The following is a 19,504-nucleotide window of genomic DNA, read 5'->3' as shown; positions in this document are numbered from 1 at the left end:
TGCATAATTATGGAAGGATATTGCATGCTAAGGAAAATAATATTGAAACGCTGAAAAGGGCTTGCAGCAGATACGGAGGAATCACATGAGACTTGAAAAGGACCAGATCAGTACAGCTCAAATGATAGTACTCGGGCTTTTCACTCTTATTGGGGACATGGCGCTTGTATATCCTTCGATAATGACAGCAGAAGCTCACGAAGATGCGTGGATCGCCGGCCTCATTAGTATTCCCTTGGGTCTCGCAACCCTAAAGCTGATGATAACTACAGCCAATATTGATCCTAATAAAACAATTATCGAGCTTTCACAACAAATTTTAGGAAAATGGGTGGGTGGAGCGGTAGCTCTGAGTTATTTAATCTTTTTTCTCATTGCTGCCTCTACCTATGTCAGGGAAATTGAAGATTTTATGTGCACACAGGTTTACGAGGCGACCCCCGGGGGAGTTATCCGTTTCATGGCCATTGTTCTGCTGGTGTATGGCTTAAGACTGGGTCTGGAAACGCTGGGGCGGGCGGCCCAGATTTTCCTCCCTTTCTTTTCGGTTTTTCTGATCGGCCTGCTCGCTCTGCTGATTCCCGATATTCATATAGAGCAGATCTATCCGATTATGAATACACCGTTTCCTGACATGCTGCACACGGTCTTTTTTGGGGTATTTTATCCGTTTGGGGAATTATGCGTATTCTTCATGGTGTATCCCTATGCCAAAAAACAAAGCAATACAAGCCGGGATATATTCATCGCCCTGCTCATCGGAGGGGTTGGACTGAACCTTATTTTGTTTCTTTCCCTGACGGTGTTGGGCGCTTATTTCTCCGAGCACAACTTCTATGCAGCTTATATTCTTGCCCAAAGGATTAACATCGGCAATTTTCTGCAGCGGCTTGAAGCTTTAATGGCTACCACATGGATTATAAGCACCTATTTCAAAACAGCGCTTTACTTCTACGCCTTTGTCTTAGGGACCGCCCAGCTGCTGAAGCTGAAATCATACCGTCCCCTAATTTTTCCGGTGGCATTTTTGCTTTACGGTCTGACCCATCTGATTGCAAAAGATCTTATTTTCTACGTCAAAGAAATCCCCGCCTACTGGGTAGACTGGGACTTCACCTATTCCATCGTTTTCCCGCTAATGCTGCTCATTGTCTATCACATCAAAAAACGCATCTGAACTTACGCCCGTCCCGTACGGTAGCTCTCCTCCGGCCCAAGGCAGGTATAGGGCAGCGTGGAAGCAGACAGCACCAGCTTTTGAACAACCAGTCCGGCAGCGAGTCCGTAAAAGCGGAGAGTATGCACCCCTTGGGTCAGCGTATGGCGGGTGACGGGCGTATGAATATTGTCCATAACGGCGCGGCACCAAGGTTCATTGTCATGGTTGCCGCCTTCATAGTGCGGCGGCAGCGCGTCCGCAATCACCGGAGTTTCGCCATCAAAACCTGCCGCATATTTCAACCCTCTGACCGGTGAAAGATTGTTTGTCGGAGCAAGATAGGCGGTCAAGGTGTACTCCCCGTCCTGACGCACCAGAATCCGGTACTCCAGATATGGCGCATGCTCCGGCCCGGCAAAAGATGCTCCGTCCGGGAACATTTTGACCGAGGATAAAGAACGGCCATAGTTCTCGATAATCCTCCATTCAACTCCGGATTTCGAAACACGGCTTAGGGCATGCTCCGCCTCAATCGCCACGATATTATGAGCTTCAATAAAGGTTGCCGGCGGCACCTCCCGGTGGTCAAACCAGTCCAAGGATACATCGATCCTAACCGTTCCTCCGGCACCTGTGAGGGTAATTTCGCCCGATTCCTTCCCCTTTGCTTTCTCCCAGTCCACACTTACCTGTATCGTCTTCCCTGTGTCCACCCACTCCTGCGTGCTATCCAGCCTGATCCAGTCCGCATTGCAGTCTGCCCGATACATGAAGCCCGCCGCTCCACCATTGCTGATCGTGATCTCATACGTCTCTTGGTGCAGATTGCTGAATACCGGTAGAGTAGCCGTACCCGTAACATATCCTCGCTCCGTTCCCTCTACATCAACGATCATTTGAGAATCCTGATCAGGAATTATGGTGTGCACTGCCGGATACTTCCACCCTTCCGCATCCCAGCGGACATACCCGACATGAGCGGAACTCATCATCCCCTGCCATTTCCCTCCTGAAAGCCGGGTATTATAATAATGCTCCAGTTCCTTATCCCGCTCGATTGCTTCCGTTGTCAACTTCGCATAGGTATTGGCCAGAACACTGCCCCGCTCAGCATACAGCTTGCTCATTCCGGCATAGATATGCATTTTGACCACATTGGCCGAAGCTACCGCAGGATAATAGACGAGCTGATAATAGGCATCCTTCTGCGATTCAGGGATCAACGCATTATAGTTATCGGCTGCATTTTCAATTCCAAGCGCCAGCTGCAGAACTCTCTGCGCCTCGTGACCGTTCACAAGACTAAAGGTTGAAGTATTGATAATTTCCGGTTTGCGCCGGCCGTTCATTCTAGTGTAATCCGATAACAACTGGCCGATTCCTTCTATACTTCCTGCCTCCAGAGAATGGCCGAATTGCTGCTCCACCCACCGTCTGGTATATTCGCCAGTCCGGTTGATTGCATGGCTCCCCCAAGCTTCAAAGTCATATGCCAAATCCAGAAAATAGGATATCGGCAATTCCATGGGCTTAAGGTCTCCTACATTAACGACCCATACCTCGCGGATGCCGTAATCGAATGCCATAGACATTTGCTCCCAGACCTTCTCCAGCGGAATGGTATTCACCCATTCATAGGAATGCGGACCGCCATGATAGTCAAAATGATAATACATGCCCCAGCCGGCACTGCGGTGCTGCTCGTGTACCGCGGGGATTTTCCGCAGATTGCCGAAGTTGTCGTCAGCCAGCAGAATTGTAACATCCTTCAGGACCTCCCAGTCCTTCAAGCCCTTTACTTCAGCAGTGCCGTACCAGTATTTCTCTACTTCCTTGTATACGGCGAGAATTTGCGGCGCATGGTCCAGATTATATTTCCGTAGTAAGTCTTTCTGGGTCAGGATGATGTCCTTAAGCAGTTCAATATTCTCCCGGTCAGAACCCTCCAGTGCGGAATCGGCCTCCCCCCGCATGCCGAGGGTGATCAGGTTATGAAAGCTCTTATTGCGCTTGATTCCATCTTCCCAGAAATTGGTGATCGCCTGTTTATTCCGGGCAAAATCCCACAGGTTGCTTGTTCCATACTGCTTGTATACCTTCTGCCATTCGCTGCCTGCCCGGAACAGAGGTTCATGATGGGAGGTTCCCATGATGATGCCGTATGCTTCAGCATGCCTGGCATTGGCGATCGGGCTGCTTTTGCCGTTCAGGCTGAATTCAGCACTCCACATAGCCGGCCATAAAAAATTCCCTTTCAGTCTGAGAATCAGCTCAAATACCTTATCGTAAAACTCTTCGTTGAAGTCGCCAAACGCCTGAGTCACCCAAGAGCCCAGGGAGGGCCAGTCGTCATTCAGAAATATCCCTCTGTATTTGACGGAGGGTTCCTTGGATGTGCTGTTGAGCTGTTCTGCGGAAAAAGCCAGCAGCGGCTTCTTGTCCGGGACAACATCCCCCCAGAATACCCACGGGCTGACTCCAATCCTTTCGGAAATTGCATAGATGCCGTATATCGTGCCCCGCTTATCACTCCCGGCGATAACCAGTCCCTGATCTACTCCGGGAACCGGATGTTCCACCCTCTGAATCCGGTAGCATTCCCGCTTGCCCTGAATGGCGGATACATCAAGAATCCCCTCTGCAATTAACGTATCAATGACATCATTGCTGCCAATCGATCCGGCAATAACAGCCGTTCCAGCCAGGTGCTCCTTTTGTGTAAGGATGGAAGGCTCTGTACCCGTCACGAGATGCACATCCGCGGCAAAAGACTTGGCCACCCGATGTAATCCGTCATAATCCTCCCCCTTGGGATCTATGTAAATCTTGCCCGCGATTCCCTCTTTTACAAGCGTAAATTGCTTGACCGGCGAGGAACCAGGCTTTGTACGATTCGTTATCATTGCAATGTCGCTCCTTGTTTTTCTTGATTAATGTAGGTTCAGACAAAACTCTGCTTAGGCATATTATATAATTAAAGCGGTTTCAATCAACATATACAAACTAAAGGACTTATTGTAATAACTATTGGGATTTATGAATATCGTTGAGCCCTCCCGGATTTCAAGTCTATAATGAAAGTGTTCGAAAGCGCCTTCATACACATTGGAAAGTGAGGCTGGTTTAAAGTGGAAGACAATAGTAAGGTCTATTCTGCCGGTATAAATGAAGGTCCTAAGGCACCCAAGGACCCGGCTCAGAAAAGAAGCGGATTTTTCGTGCTGTTTGAAACAGCTATTGAGGCGACAGCGCGGGCTCAGGGCAGGCCTTCACAGGAAATTTATCTCGAAGGCAACTATCTGATAGACAAGGCCAAATATATAGGTGGAGTCACAGATGAGAAGATTCTGGATCTTTTGGGGAGCTGGACTGGATTTCGCCGTCTGGTTCATAGTATCGGGGTGTCCGTAAAGACAGCCAGGGCAGATGTGGAGGTGTCTTTCCATCTCCAGAACTGGGGCAAAACGAGTAAATATGAGACAGGCACCCGGCTGGTTGTTCCCTGCCCGGGCGACGGAACGGAAATCATGCTCAAGCTAGAGGACTTCACATGGTCCGAGGATGATGAGTCTCCCGGCAAATTCGCCTTCGAATTCAGCCGGGAGGGCGAGCTGGCGACGGGTAGTATCATTTTCTATCTGAATGACGGTTATGCTGTGCCTGAACTTAGCACTGAACCTCCGGTTTCGTTCGGCTCGAATGAATACAGGGACATGATCGCAAAGTCCTTGATGCATTCAGGCAATAATACAAGATTGAGGGCAGCGATAGCAAAGGCAGTCAAAGGTGAGGACGTCACGATCGCATACATCGGAGGTTCCATCACTCAAGGTGCGGGGGCCAAGCCTATACATACCCAGTGTTATGCCTATCAGTCCTATTTAAGATTTAAGGAACTATTCGGCAAGGACGGCGGAGAGAACATTCATTATGTGAAGGCCGGAGTAGGCGGAACGCCATCGGAGCTTGGGGTCATCCGCTATGAAAGAGATATTCTCAGGGACGGTGCCGTAACACCGGACATTGTAGTGGTGGAATTCGCGGTAAACGACGAGGGCGATGAAACAAAGGGCAACTGCTTTGAAAGCCTCTGCCTGAAGATCCTTTCCGCGAGCAACCAACCGGCCGTGATCCTGCTGTTTAGTGTTTTTGTGAATGACTGGAACCTCCAGGAACGGCTCTCCCCCGTAGGCCTGCACTATCATCTCCCTATGGTGAGTGTAAAGAACGCAGTGACAGAACAGTTCCGACTGAGCAAGGCTGAAGGTAATATCATATCGAAAAGGCAATTTTTCTATGATATCTATCATCCCACTAACGAGGGTCACCGGGTAATGGCGGATTGCCTCACCTTCTTATTCTCCGAGACCTATAAATCGCTTACGACCGGCGGGGATATCACACTGGATAAACCGCCGGTTCTGGGAAATGATTTTGCCTGCACCCGGCTGCTGGACCGCAAGAGCCATATAGGCGCTGCCAGCATTGAAGCAGGCGGTTTCTCGGGAAGCGATACGGAATTGCAGATGGTGGAAATGGACGCGAACCCTTACGGGACCCCAGAATTCCCGCATAACTGGATGCATGAGGCTGCTTCGGGACAGGACAGCTTCAAGCTGACGATAACAAGCAAAAACCTTATCCTGGTATACAAGGATTCAGGCAGTCCCGAATTTGGAAAAGCGGACATTCTCGTCGATGGCAAACTGGTGGTCACTGCTGATCCGCATGAGAACAACTGGACACACTGCAACCCGGTTATCCTGTACCAGAATGAGCTTAACTTGGAGCACGTGATAGAAATAAGAATGGCCGCTGGTGATGAGGACAAATGCTTCACGATCCTCGGCTTCGGCTATAACGTATAAGAGCTGAATATCTGTACAACCCATCAAGACAAATATCAAAAAGAATCAAACAACCCGAATAAGGCGCTGTTTGATTCTTTTTTATAGTCCTCGTACAAATCAAACCAGCGGATCATTACCACTCAATAAAAAACGGCCTCAACCACGTCATCAATCAAGTCGTTGCTGTTCTAGTACAAAGTTCAAAATATCGTCTGGGGACTTGTCGCCTTTCTCAAATCGCACATGCACCGCCTTAGTGGCTTTCGCTTCCGTCCAATCGTTCGCTTCCGCGAGCAGTAGGCAGGCTTTGAAGTATTTCTCGTAAAACGCACTTTGCTGCTCGTGCGCTGCTTGAATCACTTCCTTGCTAAGGTGGAACGCTGTTAATTCGGGACCGCGTTCCGGGCTCGCCGCGGCGAGCGCCCGCTTTACCCCTGGTACATCAAGGTCGACGCAATAGACCGGCTTGCCGGGTTGCAGGCGCCAAGACTCATTCAAAACGCCAGCATCGACGGGGTCGACCCCTACCTGATCGACCAATTTGAAAACAATGGCTTTCGCCGCGGGATCGTCGCCGGCGACAGGCAGAGCCAAACGGCCCGGAGTTCCTGCAGGCACACCCCAAGTCAAGTTATACCACGGGGTCGCATTGAACGCCTTAATGACCGGGCGTTTGATTTGCTGCTCCACCCAACGGCTTTCGGGAAGTCCTTTTTCGATCTCCTCGATCACGCCGTCGCGATGCATAAATGGATAATAGTTGTTTGTATCGATGACGACCACGCTTGGAGCGGCCTTGTCCAGAAATCCGGACGGCAGGCTCGGAATGCGTTTTATCGGAATAGAGATGATCACGACCTCAGCGCCTTCGGCGACGCCCCGCATCGTTGCCGGCTTCGCCCCTGTCTCTTGGGCCAAATTCTGCAGGGCCTCTGCATTGCCGGAATTGGCGATGGCAACGTCATGCCCCCATTTTGTAAATGCTCTGGCGAGGTTCCCCCCGATACGTCCGGTTCCGATGATAGCAATCTTCATATTATTAAACCTTCCTTTCGTCTGATTGGCTGATATGTCGTACACTCATTTAAAAGTGACTACAGTCAGTATACTCCGGTCACTTTTAAGCGTCAATCCTTCTTTGCCAAGCCATAGCTTTGACATCGACAAAAAACATGCATTATAGTTATAGATGTTCATTCGAAGAATAGGAAGTTGACCTTGAACCTGCGGAAGAGGGAAGATATGAAAACGGCGGAAACGAAGCGGTACCTCAAAGGGAAACAAACAAAAAAGAAAATATTTGCTATAGCCAAAGAGCTCATTTTAGCCAAAGGCTACAATCAGGTTACGGTAGATGAAATTTGCGCGAAATGCGGCCTTTCCAAAGGGGCTTTTTACATTCACTACAAGTCGAAAGAGGCTATCGTCAAACAATTATACCGCGAGGATATCAGCGAATATATAAATGATCAATTCCAGAAGTATGTGGACGAACATCCAGGATCTGCCCCGTTAGACAAGCTGAAAGCATTTGTTATTATCGCTTTAAGCTTTTCGTCGGTCGCTGGAGCAGAATTGACAAAACTGGCACATATCTTCAATTTATCCTCGACATCGCCGGACGGCTCCTCCTATCTGGCAGACTGTTTGAAACCGGGATTGCTGTATGAAATCGTGGATGAAGGGCTATCCCGATCGCTGTTCACCGGCGGATTGTCCAGAGAAGAAATCGTAAATTATTTATACACCTATATCACGGGAGCTTTGGTCACCTGGTGCCAATCCGACTTTGCCTACGATATCGTGAAAACGGAAGAGAAATCGGTGGAAGTGCTAGTAAAAGGCCTTCAATGACCGACATGCGGAGGGAATCCCCCTCCAAATGGAACATGTCATACAATAACATCCCGAAAGGGATACGTCAGACTGTCGAGACTTTCTCGACAGTCTTTCATTGTCTCCGAATGATTAAAAAACGGCGTTTTTAAGCTTCATTCAGCCGAACCGAATATGCGCTGAGCGACTGCTGCTCATTTTCAATGTATGCAATAAACCGCTTGGCAGTTGGAGAAATATGACGATCCTCTCTCCACTTTAAGCCTATTTCCCAATACCAGCCCTCATCAGTAATCGGAATCCAAACAAGTTCATCCAACATCAACCCCATAGTCTTAGGCAAGACAGATACACCGAGATTTGACTTAATAAATCCGGCTACTGTGATTAAGTCCTCGGCTTCATACGCCGAATCAAGGACAAAACCAGTATGCTGGAAACGTGACATAATCGTCGCTTTTAATCCGCAGTTGTTTTTCAAACCAATGAATGGTTCGCCCGACAGCTCTGCCAAACTCAAAGCTGGACGATTCGCTAAATGATGCTGGGAGGATACAACAATAAACAACGGTATATTTTGCATAACCACCCATTTATGATTATCTAAGGTGGATTCCTTCGATGTAATCATAAGATCCGAGTGTCCTTGTTCCAAATGATCATCTATATCTCCAAGATTTCCTTGTGTCAATTCAAAGCGGACTTTGGGATAGTCTAATTGATAGCTTCGGACTAAATGGGGAATTAAGTCAACGCCAAGAATATTGAGATAAGATAAAGTAATAACCCCCGTATCCGGGTTAGACCATTCTTCGATTTCTTTTACGCCGTTTTCAATATTTTGCAATGCTTTGCCGACCCATTTAGAAAACATTGCGCCATTACGGTTCAGCTTCACATTTCGCCCATTGCGCTCAAACAAGGGAGCGCCGATTTCGTTCTCAAGTTTGGCAATCGCATGACTTAGCGCTGGCTGGGTAATGCCGAGTGCCTTTGAAGCCAGCGTCATGTGTTCTAACCGTGCAACAGTCATAAAGTACTCTAATTGTGTAAGCTCCATAACATGACCTTCTTTATATTAATATTATTCATAAGTTTCATGAATATAATAAATTGGACGTTATAAAAGAGTCAAGTGTAATATTATATCCAGCTCCTCTTGAACATTACATAAAGGTTTAAGGGACAGAGCGCTGAACACACGGATTCAGTTATTCATAATAAGGAGGTATAGATATGAGTAGATCATTTGAGTACTCGGCAACAGAATTTAAAGGCAAGAAAGTGCTTGTAACGGGCGGAACAAAAGGAATGGGACAAGCTGTTGTGAATAGACTTGTAAGCAGCGGAGCAACAGTCCTGACAACGGCCCGTTCCGTTTCCGCTGACATGGCACATTCGGTTAAATTCGTTCAAGCTGATCTTGTGTCACCTGAAGGGGTAGAGCAAGTGATTACAGCAGTGAAAGAACAGCTTGGCGGTATCGATATTATTGTCCATTGTGTAGGCGGATCAACTACTCCGCCAGGTGGCGCTCTTGTTCTTAGCGATGACGATTGGCTGCAGGCTTTAAATTGGAATCTTCTGGCCGCAGTCCGGCTTGATCGCGGCCTTATTCCATTAATGTTGGAAAATAAATCAGGTGTTATTCTTCATTTCACCTCAATCCAAAGGAGATTGCCCCTTTATGAAACTACATTAGCTTATGCAGCAGCTAAAGCTGCTCTCGCTAATTACAGCAAGGGACTTTCTAATGAATTTTCTCCCCGTGGCATTCGGATTAATTCATTGTCTCCTGGTTTTATTCAAACTGAGGCAGCAGATGCGTTAATTGATCGGATGCAAACTACAACAGGAAGCAGAGAAAGTGCGCTCCAGCAGCTTATGGATTCGCTCGGAGGAATTCCAATTGGCAGACCGGGATTACCTGAAGAAGTCGCTGAGCTGGTTGCATTTTTGGTTTCTGACCGTGCAGCATCCATTACAGGAAGCGAATATGTCATTGATGGCGGTACCATTCCGACAGTTTAATTGTTCAAACTAAATAAGGGGGAGAAATAATGGAAATCGATCAAATCCCTGCTGCGATCAGTAAATTTATTGATGCATCGAATAAGCCCGATCCGGAAGCATTTGTAAACTGCTTTTCAGAAGATGCCGTTGTGTTAGATGAAGGAAAAAAGCGGATTGGCCAAAAAGCGATTAAAAAATGGAGTGATCAATACCATTTTGGAGCAAACGTAACATTAGAGCCAAAAGCAGTAAAAGAAAATAAGGATGAGGTTGTTGTAACATGCAAGTTGGATGGAACTTATGACAAAACAGGTTTACCCGATCCGTTATTGCTGGAATATCACTTCAGCATTGTAGATGATAAAATTGTGAGCTTATCCATTTTCTAAGATATTACAAAAGAGATTAAAGAGGACAATCGGATAGAGGGTGTACTCCCTGTTTCACCATTGGGAAAAAGCAGTCCCAGCCATTGGTATGTAGCCCGGGCTTTCTCTTCGGCAGCGATGTCTTCATAGAGGCCGGCCAGCGGATCGCCCTGATACAACCAGCAAAACGAGCAACCCGGCTTGGGCTGCTCGTTTTATTCAGCTTATTTACATAAGCCTTAGTCGTTAAACTCTACAATGAGAAATTGAACTGCTTCTTATGGTGCAAGGACCTTATCCAAGAGACGGATGATCATCACTACTGATTCGGCACGGGAAGCAGCTTCGTTCGGTTTGAACACTCCGTTGCCTTTACCCGATACGATACCTGCATTAGCGAAGGCATTGATTTGCTCTGCTGCCCAGTTCGTAGAGACGTCGGAAAATTGCGTCGATGTGCTGGTAACATAGTTCGTAAGACGAGCCAGCATAGTCACAATTTCCGCACGGGTTATCTCCTGTTTGGGATGGAATGAACCATCGGCGTAGCCCATAATCACTCCATTATCTTGAAGCGCAACAATCGCCTCCGAAGCCCAATGCCCTTGCGTATCGGAGAATCCGGTCCCCCCCGAAGCTGTCAGACCAAAAGCTTTTACAAGCATTGCAGCAAACTCAGCGCGCGTTAATTTGGCGTCAGGACGGTATGATCCATCCGCATAGCCAGTTACGATCCCCATCAGGGCCGCGCGATCAACGAACGCTGCACTCCACAGAGCTGCAGGTACGTCCGGGAATTTAACAACAGAAGCTGTTCGCTCTTTCGCCACGATAGCTTTAACCTTATCTAAGTCTACTCTGTCGTTGAACACAGGTTTCACTCCGGTTGGCTTCGCAGGCTCTACAGTTACAGCTGGTGTTGGTGTTGGCGTTGATGTTGGTGTTGCTGCCGGCGTTGGCGTTGCTGCCGGTGTCGTGCCTCCATTGTTGTTGCCTGTGGCCGCCGTTACCGAAACCGAAATCTCCTTCTTGATTCCCCCAAAAGATATTACGATCGAGGCCGTCCCCGTGCCAGCCGCTGTCACTACCCCTGTTTCACTCACAGTAGCAACAGAAGTTGCGCTCGATACATAATTCGCATCCAAGGTCTTAAGGACAGTAGAAAGATCCGAATACTTTGCCGTCACCGACAAGGCTTGCGTTTGACCTGCTTTCAAGGAGAGCGAAGCAGGTGTTACAGCCAGTTCAACCAAGGTCAGAATTGGAACCTCAGTAACCACAATTGGAATCGCAATTGATTTGCCGCCGAACGAAGCCGTGATCGTTACCCCTTTACCTGCTGCAACGCCAGTAATGACACCTTCACCCGATACCGAGGCAATGGCAGGGTCCGAAGTCGTCCAAATGACCTGATCCGTTACAACTGTATTCACTGCATTGTCATATACTGCCGTGATAACAGAAGCAGCTGTCTGACCCGCTTGCAATGTGTGAGTGCCTGGATCGGCTGTCAGCTTAAGCAGAACAGGAACCGTACCTTCAGCCTGAACGGTTACAGAAATTTTAACTGGCGACATGTTGCCGTAACTCGCCTGGATTGTAGCCCCGCCAATTCCAACAGCGTGAATGATGCCTTTGGCATCTACCGTAGCTACACTCTCATTCGAAGAAATCCATGTTGCTTGATTCGTGACATCGACAGCGGAATTATCGCTATAGGTAGCGGTAAGAACAGTCCCGCGCTCGTCACCGACCTTTAACGTCAATTCGGCTGGTGATACTGCCACGGAAGTTACCTTTAGCTCATCCTTCTTCTCAATCGTGTAGTTGTCGATCAATTCTTCGCTTTCCGTAGTACGAGCTTGAATTATAATTTTATCATGGCTAACTTGAATTGCAGAGTATACCGGAACATCATCGTCAAACATGAAATTCAGATACTCATATTTTGTTCCATCGTAGAATTTCCAGCCAGATGCGCCTCCGTCCAAATAGACAGTCCCCTGCTCTCCGTTCAACAATGGCTTCCCTTCACTCATTGGATAGGTGCGCGCGTACACGTGGTCGTGACCTTCCAGCACCAAGTCTACTTTCAATTCTTCCAGAATAGGGGCAAAATATGTTTGTGTATATTCGATCATATTGCCGCGTCCATCTTCGGTATGATAAGCAGGTTTATGGAACATAACAATCTTCCATTTTTTATTACTTTTCTGAATATCCTCACGAAGCCATGCTGCTTGCTTGTCCATAATTACTTCGTCTGCTTCGGAATTCAGCACAATGAAATGCACCTCGCCTGAATCGAACGAATATGCATACTCCTTCTGGATATCGGGCCCATTATTTGGAAGATCCAATCCCTTGGCAAAAATATCTTTGCCTTCCCCTTTAACATCATGATTCCCCATTGTGTAACCAGAAGGAATAGAGGATGCGTAGATCGATGAAGCTTCCCAGAACTGGTTCCACTCATTCAAGATCGACCCATCGTCAACCATATCGCCGCCATGCATAATGAACTGGGTGTCCGGATAATTAGTTAAAGCATTGCTGATCAATTGTTGATAAATCGCAAGCCCATTATCACCTTTGGTGTGCGAATCAGTTACAAATACAAAAGAAACGGGATGATCCGGTACTGCCTCCAATGTCTTGTAATCGTACCATGTACTCCAATGTCCTTCGTAGCCGACTCTGTAATGATAATCCGTACCTGACTCGAGGCCAGTAACCAATGATTTATGGAACTTAATTTCGCCCAGAGGCCCACCTGCGACCTCATGAATGACCTCCACATCAGAAAGCGCAAGCTGCTCTACCGCTTTTTCCGGTACATTACTCAAGTCACTATTAACCAAATCGCTATCTTTCACATATTGGATAGAAGTTTGTTGAACTCTAGGTGCCGTCTGCCACCCTACACTCATCATTGTACTCATATCTTCGGTAACAAAGGTTTGTACATATTTCGGATCGTCTCCACCAAACTGAGAAACAACGGTCATGCTGATACTCTCGCTGGTACCGCCATCCTTGACCGCTTGCACCTTCCAGGTGCCTATTGCAAGGTTAGCTAGTGACGTATGGATCTCTCCCCTGGCATCCGTCAAGCCCAACCCTTCGGTAAGATCCTTCTGCTGTACATCAGCGGATGGTATGTAACCGGTCTTGGTTCCATCCGGCATATACACTTTTACGAATCCGGATGTACTTCCTGTTGCGGCGAAAAATTGCCCGTTTTTCTCTGCCGCCAGCAACACTGCGGACGAACTATCAGCGCTCGTATATATATTGGAACCCTCAGCTGTTACGGTCACATAAGTCCGAGGGCCGCTTGCATCGGTAAAATCAATTTCCGCTCCTTCTACCGGATCTCCTGCGTGAGTTGTGACGGTGATTATATTCTGTGTTTGCAGGCCTGATCCCTTAACTTTTAGAGTGTACGGAAACCCGATCTTATAATTAACCGGTGAGGCAAAGGAATTCACCGAAGGGCCGCCGTCATACCCAAAGCCGCCCCCCACCATGGCAATATGCTTATACCTCTCGCCACGTTCCATCTTCGCGGATCTATTCACGCCGAAATCGATGATTGCCAGAGCATCCGCATGGTCGCCTTGCAGTCCCTCTGCACTAAATTCAACATAACCGCCTGCATTATCGATGGTAGTCTGCACATTGCTTAAATCGGAACGTGCGTTAATAGCATTCGCTTGCAGCGTCTCCGGATCGAACTTGATCTTAGCATGCACGCGCTTGGCTTCGCCTACATCCTTCGCCTCGAGCTTCAACCGGTAGGTCTCGTTGCTGACAGCTTCCGCTGGAGCTTCTAACGTAAACATGGCGCCATGCTCAATATTAAAAGCATATTCTGCTGCTGCCGGATTGCCGGCCAGATCTTTAACCTCTGCCAGCACTTGATGATAGCCGCCGCCGAGCGGTATAGCCGGGTGATAGGTTATCACCTTATTATTCAGATCATATGCATAGGCCGCCGGTGCAACAGACTGACCATCCACAGTTAACCGGATTGAGTCTGGATCGATACCCGACTTAGCATCATCCGCTGACAGGATAATGTCAGAGACGGGGGCGTTCAAGGTTTGATTGGGAGTGGGTGTAGTTGGACTTAATACGGGAACATCCATATCTTCATCCACCGGTTCATCATAAATGAGCCTGACGTCGTCAATCCAAACCGAGCCTTTATTCTTTTTGCTCATTTGTCTTTCTTTCATCTGGAAGTAGAACGCCAGGGTACCCGGCAGAGTCAAATCAGCCCCTATTTCAGCCTCTACATACTTCCAGCCGCTCCAGTCTATACCTACCTCTTCACTCCTAATCTCATACGTTTTGGATTTTCCAGTGGATGAAATGTAGAACTTAGAGGTTAGACCATGTCCTTCGTTATTGGCGTATACCCACATCCCGATTTTTTTGGGAACTCTGTTTGTCAACGCCAACTGAGTTGCTGGCCCTACCGCAACTTGGGATGGATTATCTGTTACGCCAATGAAGTCATAATCAATCCGCAAGGACCTTGCCCCGTTACGAACGTATTTCGGATTCGTTTCAAGCGCCATACTGCCGCTATGAATGCGTGCACTGTCAAAGGTTAAGTCAGCTAAGTTAACCTTTTCGAAATCTTCTGCCATGACGATACCGCTAGGCTCCGCTGCATCCCCATAGACAGTCGATGACGATGAAAGGGAGGGGGGAATAAGCGGGAGCAGAACCGTCATTGCCAATATCCCGCTCAATACTCTCTTTACAAATGGATGATGATAACTCACTAACTTTCACGCTCCTTGTTGTCTGTTCTTGTTAACTTCGAAACCTCTTTATAAAAATTAAAATTTTAAAGGACTAGTTATTACAGCATAACGCGGCAACATGTTCGTAAGATCATCGCAATGTTAGCAATAAAAAAATTTCAGAACATGAAAAAAGAGCCGCAGAACTATCTCTGGGCTCTTTCATCTCAGCGGCGATGTCTTCATAAAGGTCGGTCAGCGGATCGCCTTTGGCGGCAATATAGGCCGGGCGCTCTCTTCGGCGCTGATGTCATTGTCGAACAGATATTTTTTATGAAAATCCTCATCCAATAACATTATTTCAGCCTTCCTGCTGACAGCCTGGTTTCCAAGCTTAACATCAATGATAAACTCATCGCTCAGCATCTGGCGGTATTGGGATATAATATCTTCTACAGGCAATTCACCCATTAACTTCGTTTCAGGCGGAATCACCGGAATTCCGGCTTGCGCTACCAGATGAATATTTTGTTTAATATCTGCAGCAATCTTGCTTAGAGTACTCTCGTTTCTTGCTGTCTCTATATCCACCATTCCGTCGTTCGTATAGAGATGCTTGTTCACTACAGCGAGCGCAGCATGCGAAACATGGAATGCTTGAATGTCTTTTTGTATTTCATAAGGCAAATCAACTGTTTCAAATATTTGGGCAAGCCTCGTCACTCTTTCAGTCAATTGTCCATTTATTTCACCAAAAAAAGTTTTGGAACCGAATTGGGCGTATAGAACACCGTCTTTGATGTCTCCACCTGCACCCGGGAATCCTGGAAGTAAACGATCACCCACGATTTCAAGCCAGCGGTCGTATCCCACGGTGTTGCTCAAGGTGATTATTGTTTTGCTCTGATTATTCTTGATCGCAGACAGGGCAGATTCTGCCTGATCATAGCGCACAGGAACAAAGATGAAATCGTAGGTATCGTCACTCGCAAGCTTTTCTATCATCTTGATAGATATTTGCTGTATCGTCTCATTATCGTTATATCGCAACCCATCCGTTTTAAGCGAATCCAACCTCTTTCCCCGGGCAAGCAATGTGACGTCCAGTCCTGACTGTGCAAATCTGAGTGCGTATAAACTGCCAATCACACCGGCGCCAACTATCAAAAGTCTATTTTGTTTGATGTTCAATACTATCCTTCCTTTCAGCTAACTATCACAGTTTGTTTAAGCAACACCTGTCTGATACGATAATAGTATGGTACTATTACGATTTCAATCAGCAGAGTAAAGAAAAAGTTGCATAGACAACACATTTAGATATCTGATGTTTACATAGGGAGATATTGATATGGCAAATCAGGAAGATCCAAGAGTTTTGCGCACACGACAGTTAATTAGGGAAGCATTCAGAGATTTGTTGCGGTATAAAGGATTTAATGCAATTACCATAAAAGATATAGCACAGAGAGCTACCATTAACCGTGCCACCTTCTATGCCCACTATGAAGATAAATACGCTTTGCTGGAGAAAATAACAGAACAGGCTTTCCAAGAGTTGATTCCTGAGCAAGTGGTGAAAGCGCAGGAGTTCACGGATGAAATATGTACAGAGTTGATCTTGCTGACACATAACTACATCGTAGATTTTTATCAGGTATGCAGAATGGACTCCAAATCTATTGATACGCTTGTTCATGAAAAGGTAAAAAAGATGCTGCAGCAAATGATCGAAAGCATAATTTTGAACGGTGATAATCAGCGTATGGCAGACCGCCATCATACCAAGGTCATTTCGGCTATGACAGGTTCAGCGATCTATAGTGCTGCGTATTACTGGTTTATAAGCGGGGAGAAAGATCGAACCGATCTACTTGTAGATACTGTCCGCTCTTACGTGATGAACGGTTTACGGCTCTAATCGAAACTGCATTGAGTTGTTACCAGAAAAAAAGAACCGCAGATACTTCTCTGGGCTCTTTTCTATCAATCTGAATAATTACTTCATGTATACATCTTATTAAAACACCTTCTTCTTCCCCCGCTCATCAATCAATATCTGCACCGACTCCTTGAACCGGATTGCATGAATAATCTCCCGCTCCCGCAGGAATTTCAGGCTGTCCTGCAGATCCACGTCATCAGTCATATCAATCAGCCATTGGTATGTAGCCCGGGCTTTCTCCTCAGCGGCGATGTCTTCATAGAGATCGGCCAGCGGATCGCCTTTGGCTGCGATATAGGTCGTGGTGAACGGGACACCCGCCGCATTGTTGTAGAACAAGGCATGATCCCGTGTCGCATAATTCGGGCCAAGGCCTGCCGCTTCCAGCTCACAGATAGAGGCGTCCTTGGTCAGCTTGTAGATCATGGTGGCAATCATCTCAAGATGGGCAAACTCTTACGTACGTTGTTGTTGTCTGTCATGTTCCACTTAAAAACAAGGTTCACTAAATCGGTGTTTTTATTATAAAACAAAACCTTGTCGTTAAAATGTGTTTGGATATGTTTTATTTAAAATGATTTTTCAATACTCCTCCAAGCTCTGATGTATAGTGTGTCAACCTTAGGCTGATTTCGGTACGCATTACATCCCGGGTTAAACCAAAACGCTCTTGGTACCCTCGAAAGTAGATCATATTATATGAAATAAAATCATCCTGAATATCCTCGACCACTTTTATATTTCGCTTTTTCAATTCCTGACGCAGCTGGTAAACCTCCTGAATAATTCGCTTTTGGATATATCGACCAGCTATTATGTAGGATCTGCTGAGCACATTGCCGGATCGTTCGACCTCTTTCAGACTCTTGCTGACCATTGTGTCTATGTAAGGGAGCAGTATTAAGTCCCGAACCATTTCCCTCTCATCATTTGACAGCATACTGCCCGTTGAATTGTTCATATCTTTCGCCTCCTGTCTTAAGTATATGCGAACAAACGTTCTTTATACAACAAGAAAAAAGCCCCTGCGCTGGGCAGAGGCTTCTTGACCGGTGCTTCCGGTTTTGATGTAGTTAGATTATCATTTCTCTTACTTTTTGGCAACTATAAATGACAGCCAAGCAAGCTCTGATGTCGTCAATTCCTTACTGTCGATCTTATCCAACCAAGTCGTATCCTTAATCGTACCTGTATCCAGTAACGCCTTTACTTGAGCGCGTAAAGTTGTCCATTGATAGTTTGTTAATTCCAAAGTGTCGTCCTCCTTGATGGCCTCTGCGGCCTTAGTGAATAATTCCAGTTCCACCTGGCGACGGCGTACAAGCCCGGCCAGGACATTACCCCCGCCCTTGTTGTACTTCGTGATATTTTGAGCAATCTCCACTATCGTCCGGCCTGCGCAAAGCTTTTTTAAGCTACCGCTGCCGCAGTTATAGCAGAAGCTCACCAGCGCATCAAATTGATTTTGATTGAGCTGCGCTGTGACCGGTACATACGCCGGGTTGTTGACGTATGCCTCGTATTTAGCGAGGTCGGCGACCAGCATACTGTCTGCCTGAGCCTGTGTCATGGTCATGCCCGCCTTGATATCCGGGCCGTAATGGCCCCAGCCGATGGTCCAATATTCTTCGGTCGGTACCGGTTTATAGGCTTTCAACCTGCATCCTTCAAACGACTTGATGAGGTTAATTCCCACTTGCGATATTTTACGGCTCACTGTCACTCCCCCTTTTTGGCCTGCTTAAGTAGTTGATTTCCGTATACGGCGACAGCTCCGCATAGAATGCCCTGAAGAACGCTCTCAGGTGTAAAGCCCAGTGTGAAACAGACTGCAAAGAGAGCCACCAGTGTGACAACATAAATGATCGTCCAGTCCGGCACCCACGGCGTCTGCTTAAGGATGTAACCGACCACCCAACATACCGCCACGACGATAAGCAATTCTGGCTTGATAAAATTAGCTACTGCATTCCATTCCATGATCTTAACCTCCAGTAAGTTTAATAGCTGCTATGATTGCAGCAATAACAACGGTAATGATTGACCCCCCGATAGTACGCCATAACCACCGCTGGCCGTCTTCGATCCGATCCAACCGGTGATGTGCCGATTTAGTTGATTGCATGGCTTCCCTTGCTAAATCCCGAGTAGCTTCGATGGTTGTTGTCAGCGTTGGCACTGCTTCAAGCGTCTTTTCCATTCGGGCTAGCATGATCTGAATTTCAACAAGCTTATCCTCAGCAGTCACAGGTCCTCCTCCTCCCGGCATTCCCCTTCCCCCTCTCATATGAACTCCCTGAAAAGTAAAAACACGCCTGCGTAGGCGCGTTATCTATCTGCATTAGTTTTTTTGCCTCGCCTCCTTTCATGAGATCCCTTTTTACTGCGATTCGCGGGCGGCAGTTGAAGCTCCTTAATCCGTTCATTCAGAGATTCGCTAATCCCTTGAAGAAACCGAAGTTCATTGCCGCTGCTCCGATGATAAGCAGATGCCGCTGATATCAAGGTGCAAATATCCGGCACTGTGGGCTCTATTTCCACGGCCATCTTGTTTCTGATTACTACTGTCATAAATT

At 47.1% G+C, this 19,504-nt stretch carries 15 protein-coding genes and 2 pseudogenes; 6 read left to right on the top strand and 11 right to left on the bottom strand.

Annotated elements, in window-relative coordinates:
* Nucleotides 1-85: 85 nt before the first annotated feature.
* Nucleotides 86-1,177: a GerAB/ArcD/ProY family transporter gene (locus H70357_RS10320; RefSeq protein ID WP_038588723.1), complete on the top strand. Its 1,092-nt coding sequence runs from the start codon at nucleotides 86-88 to the stop codon at nucleotides 1,175-1,177.
* Between the two features lie 2 nt (nucleotides 1,178-1,179).
* On the opposite strand, the gene H70357_RS10315 is transcribed toward H70357_RS10320, so the two are convergent.
* Complete coding sequence (locus H70357_RS10315) at nucleotides 1,180-4,062, bottom strand: glycosyl hydrolase 115 family protein (protein ID WP_052091959.1); 2,883 nt, start codon at nucleotides 4,060-4,062, stop codon at nucleotides 1,180-1,182.
* Nucleotides 4,063-4,287: 225 nt separating this feature from the next.
* Here H70357_RS10315 and H70357_RS10310 point away from each other — a divergent pair, with 225 nt between their 5' ends.
* A complete protein-coding gene (locus H70357_RS10310) occupies nucleotides 4,288-6,027 on the top strand; it encodes an SGNH/GDSL hydrolase family protein (protein ID WP_081965758.1) in 1,740 nt (579 codons plus the stop codon).
* A 150-nt stretch (nucleotides 6,028-6,177) separates the two neighbouring features.
* On the opposite strand, the gene H70357_RS10305 is transcribed toward H70357_RS10310, so the two are convergent.
* A complete protein-coding gene (locus H70357_RS10305; protein ID WP_038588721.1) occupies nucleotides 6,178-7,044 on the bottom strand; it encodes an NADPH-dependent F420 reductase in 867 nt (288 codons plus the stop codon).
* Nucleotides 7,045-7,251: 207 nt separating this feature from the next.
* Between H70357_RS10305 and H70357_RS10300 the strand changes: the two genes are divergently transcribed.
* Nucleotides 7,252-7,863 (top strand): TetR/AcrR family transcriptional regulator, encoded by a 612-nt coding sequence (locus tag H70357_RS10300; RefSeq protein ID WP_038588718.1) that lies wholly within the window; start codon nucleotides 7,252-7,254, stop codon nucleotides 7,861-7,863.
* Between the two features lie 130 nt (nucleotides 7,864-7,993).
* Here the strand turns inward: H70357_RS10300 and H70357_RS10295 are convergent, their stop codons facing one another.
* A complete protein-coding gene (locus tag H70357_RS10295) occupies nucleotides 7,994-8,905 on the bottom strand; it encodes a LysR family transcriptional regulator (protein WP_052091958.1) in 912 nt (303 codons plus the stop codon).
* Nucleotides 8,906-9,081: 176 nt separating this feature from the next.
* Between H70357_RS10295 and H70357_RS10290 the strand changes: the two genes are divergently transcribed.
* Nucleotides 9,082-9,876 (top strand): SDR family oxidoreductase, encoded by a 795-nt coding sequence (locus tag H70357_RS10290; RefSeq protein WP_038588715.1) that lies wholly within the window; start codon nucleotides 9,082-9,084, stop codon nucleotides 9,874-9,876.
* A 29-nt stretch (nucleotides 9,877-9,905) separates the two neighbouring features.
* Complete coding sequence (locus H70357_RS10285; protein WP_038588712.1) at nucleotides 9,906-10,247, top strand: nuclear transport factor 2 family protein; 342 nt, start codon at nucleotides 9,906-9,908, stop codon at nucleotides 10,245-10,247.
* 77 nt (nucleotides 10,248-10,324) lie between these two features.
* Here the strand turns inward: H70357_RS10285 and H70357_RS35070 are convergent.
* The 3 genes and pseudogenes from H70357_RS35070 to H70357_RS10275 form a co-directional block, all read right to left on the bottom strand.
* Nucleotides 10,325-10,399 (bottom strand): annotated as a pseudogene (locus tag H70357_RS35070) (spore coat protein CotJC); the annotation flags it as partial.
* A gap of 105 nt (nucleotides 10,400-10,504) precedes the next feature.
* Nucleotides 10,505-15,022, bottom strand: a complete 4,518-nt coding sequence (locus H70357_RS10280) for an S-layer homology domain-containing protein (protein WP_156130847.1) — start codon at nucleotides 15,020-15,022, stop codon at nucleotides 10,505-10,507.
* A 216-nt stretch (nucleotides 15,023-15,238) separates the two neighbouring features.
* Nucleotides 15,239-16,174 carry a ketopantoate reductase family protein gene (locus H70357_RS10275; RefSeq protein WP_052091957.1) on the bottom strand — a complete coding sequence of 312 codons (936 nt, stop codon included), beginning with the start codon at nucleotides 16,172-16,174 and terminating at the stop codon, nucleotides 15,239-15,241.
* Nucleotides 16,175-16,334: 160 nt separating this feature from the next.
* On the opposite strand from H70357_RS10275, the gene H70357_RS10270 reads away from it, so the two are divergent.
* The gene (locus tag H70357_RS10270; protein WP_038588706.1) at nucleotides 16,335-16,904 is read left to right on the top strand and encodes a TetR/AcrR family transcriptional regulator; all 570 of its coding nucleotides are present in this window, start codon (nucleotides 16,335-16,337) and stop codon (nucleotides 16,902-16,904) included.
* Between the two features lie 99 nt (nucleotides 16,905-17,003).
* Here H70357_RS10270 and H70357_RS10265 read toward each other — a convergent pair.
* From H70357_RS10265 to H70357_RS10245, 5 genes and pseudogenes are all read right to left on the bottom strand, one after another.
* Nucleotides 17,004-17,384 (bottom strand): annotated as a pseudogene (locus H70357_RS10265) (manganese catalase family protein); the annotation flags it as partial.
* A 109-nt stretch (nucleotides 17,385-17,493) separates the two neighbouring features.
* A complete protein-coding gene (locus tag H70357_RS10260) occupies nucleotides 17,494-17,889 on the bottom strand; it encodes a YhjD family protein (protein WP_052091956.1) in 396 nt (131 codons plus the stop codon).
* Between the two features lie 129 nt (nucleotides 17,890-18,018).
* The gene (locus H70357_RS10255; RefSeq protein WP_052091955.1) at nucleotides 18,019-18,645 is read right to left on the bottom strand and encodes a lysozyme; all 627 of its coding nucleotides are present in this window, start codon (nucleotides 18,643-18,645) and stop codon (nucleotides 18,019-18,021) included.
* Between the two features lie 2 nt (nucleotides 18,646-18,647).
* The gene (locus H70357_RS10250) at nucleotides 18,648-18,908 is read right to left on the bottom strand and encodes a phage holin family protein (RefSeq protein ID WP_038588703.1); all 261 of its coding nucleotides are present in this window, start codon (nucleotides 18,906-18,908) and stop codon (nucleotides 18,648-18,650) included.
* A 4-nt stretch (nucleotides 18,909-18,912) separates the two neighbouring features.
* The gene (locus H70357_RS10245; protein WP_038599169.1) at nucleotides 18,913-19,176 is read right to left on the bottom strand and encodes a hemolysin XhlA family protein; all 264 of its coding nucleotides are present in this window, start codon (nucleotides 19,174-19,176) and stop codon (nucleotides 18,913-18,915) included.
* Nucleotides 19,177-19,504: the final 328 nt, after the last annotated feature.

Source organism: Paenibacillus sp. FSL H7-0357 (assembly GCF_000758525.1).
In the GTDB taxonomy this organism is placed as follows: Bacteria; Bacillota; Bacilli; order Paenibacillales; family Paenibacillaceae; genus Paenibacillus_AQ.
This window is presented reverse-complemented; position numbering and strand designations above follow the sequence as displayed.

Coding starts and splice junctions, on each gene's coding strand:
- H70357_RS10305 (WP_038588721.1), bottom strand. CDS start 7,044: ATGAAGATTGCTATCATCGGAACCGGACGTATCGGGGGGAACCTCGCC.
- H70357_RS10320 (WP_038588723.1), top strand. CDS start 86: ATGAGACTTGAAAAGGACCAGATCAGTACAGCTCAAATGATAGTACTC.
- H70357_RS10270 (WP_038588706.1), top strand. CDS start 16,335: ATGGCAAATCAGGAAGATCCAAGAGTTTTGCGCACACGACAGTTAATT.
- H70357_RS10315 (WP_052091959.1), bottom strand. CDS start 4,062: ATGATAACGAATCGTACAAAGCCTGGTTCCTCGCCGGTCAAGCAATTT.
- H70357_RS10260 (WP_052091956.1), bottom strand. CDS start 17,889: ATGAACAATTCAACGGGCAGTATGCTGTCAAATGATGAGAGGGAAATG.
- H70357_RS10285 (WP_038588712.1), top strand. CDS start 9,906: ATGGAAATCGATCAAATCCCTGCTGCGATCAGTAAATTTATTGATGCA.
- H70357_RS10300 (WP_038588718.1), top strand. CDS start 7,252: ATGAAAACGGCGGAAACGAAGCGGTACCTCAAAGGGAAACAAACAAAA.
- H70357_RS10290 (WP_038588715.1), top strand. CDS start 9,082: ATGAGTAGATCATTTGAGTACTCGGCAACAGAATTTAAAGGCAAGAAA.
- H70357_RS10250 (WP_038588703.1), bottom strand. CDS start 18,908: ATGGAATGGAATGCAGTAGCTAATTTTATCAAGCCAGAATTGCTTATC.
- H70357_RS10295 (WP_052091958.1), bottom strand. CDS start 8,905: ATGGAGCTTACACAATTAGAGTACTTTATGACTGTTGCACGGTTAGAA.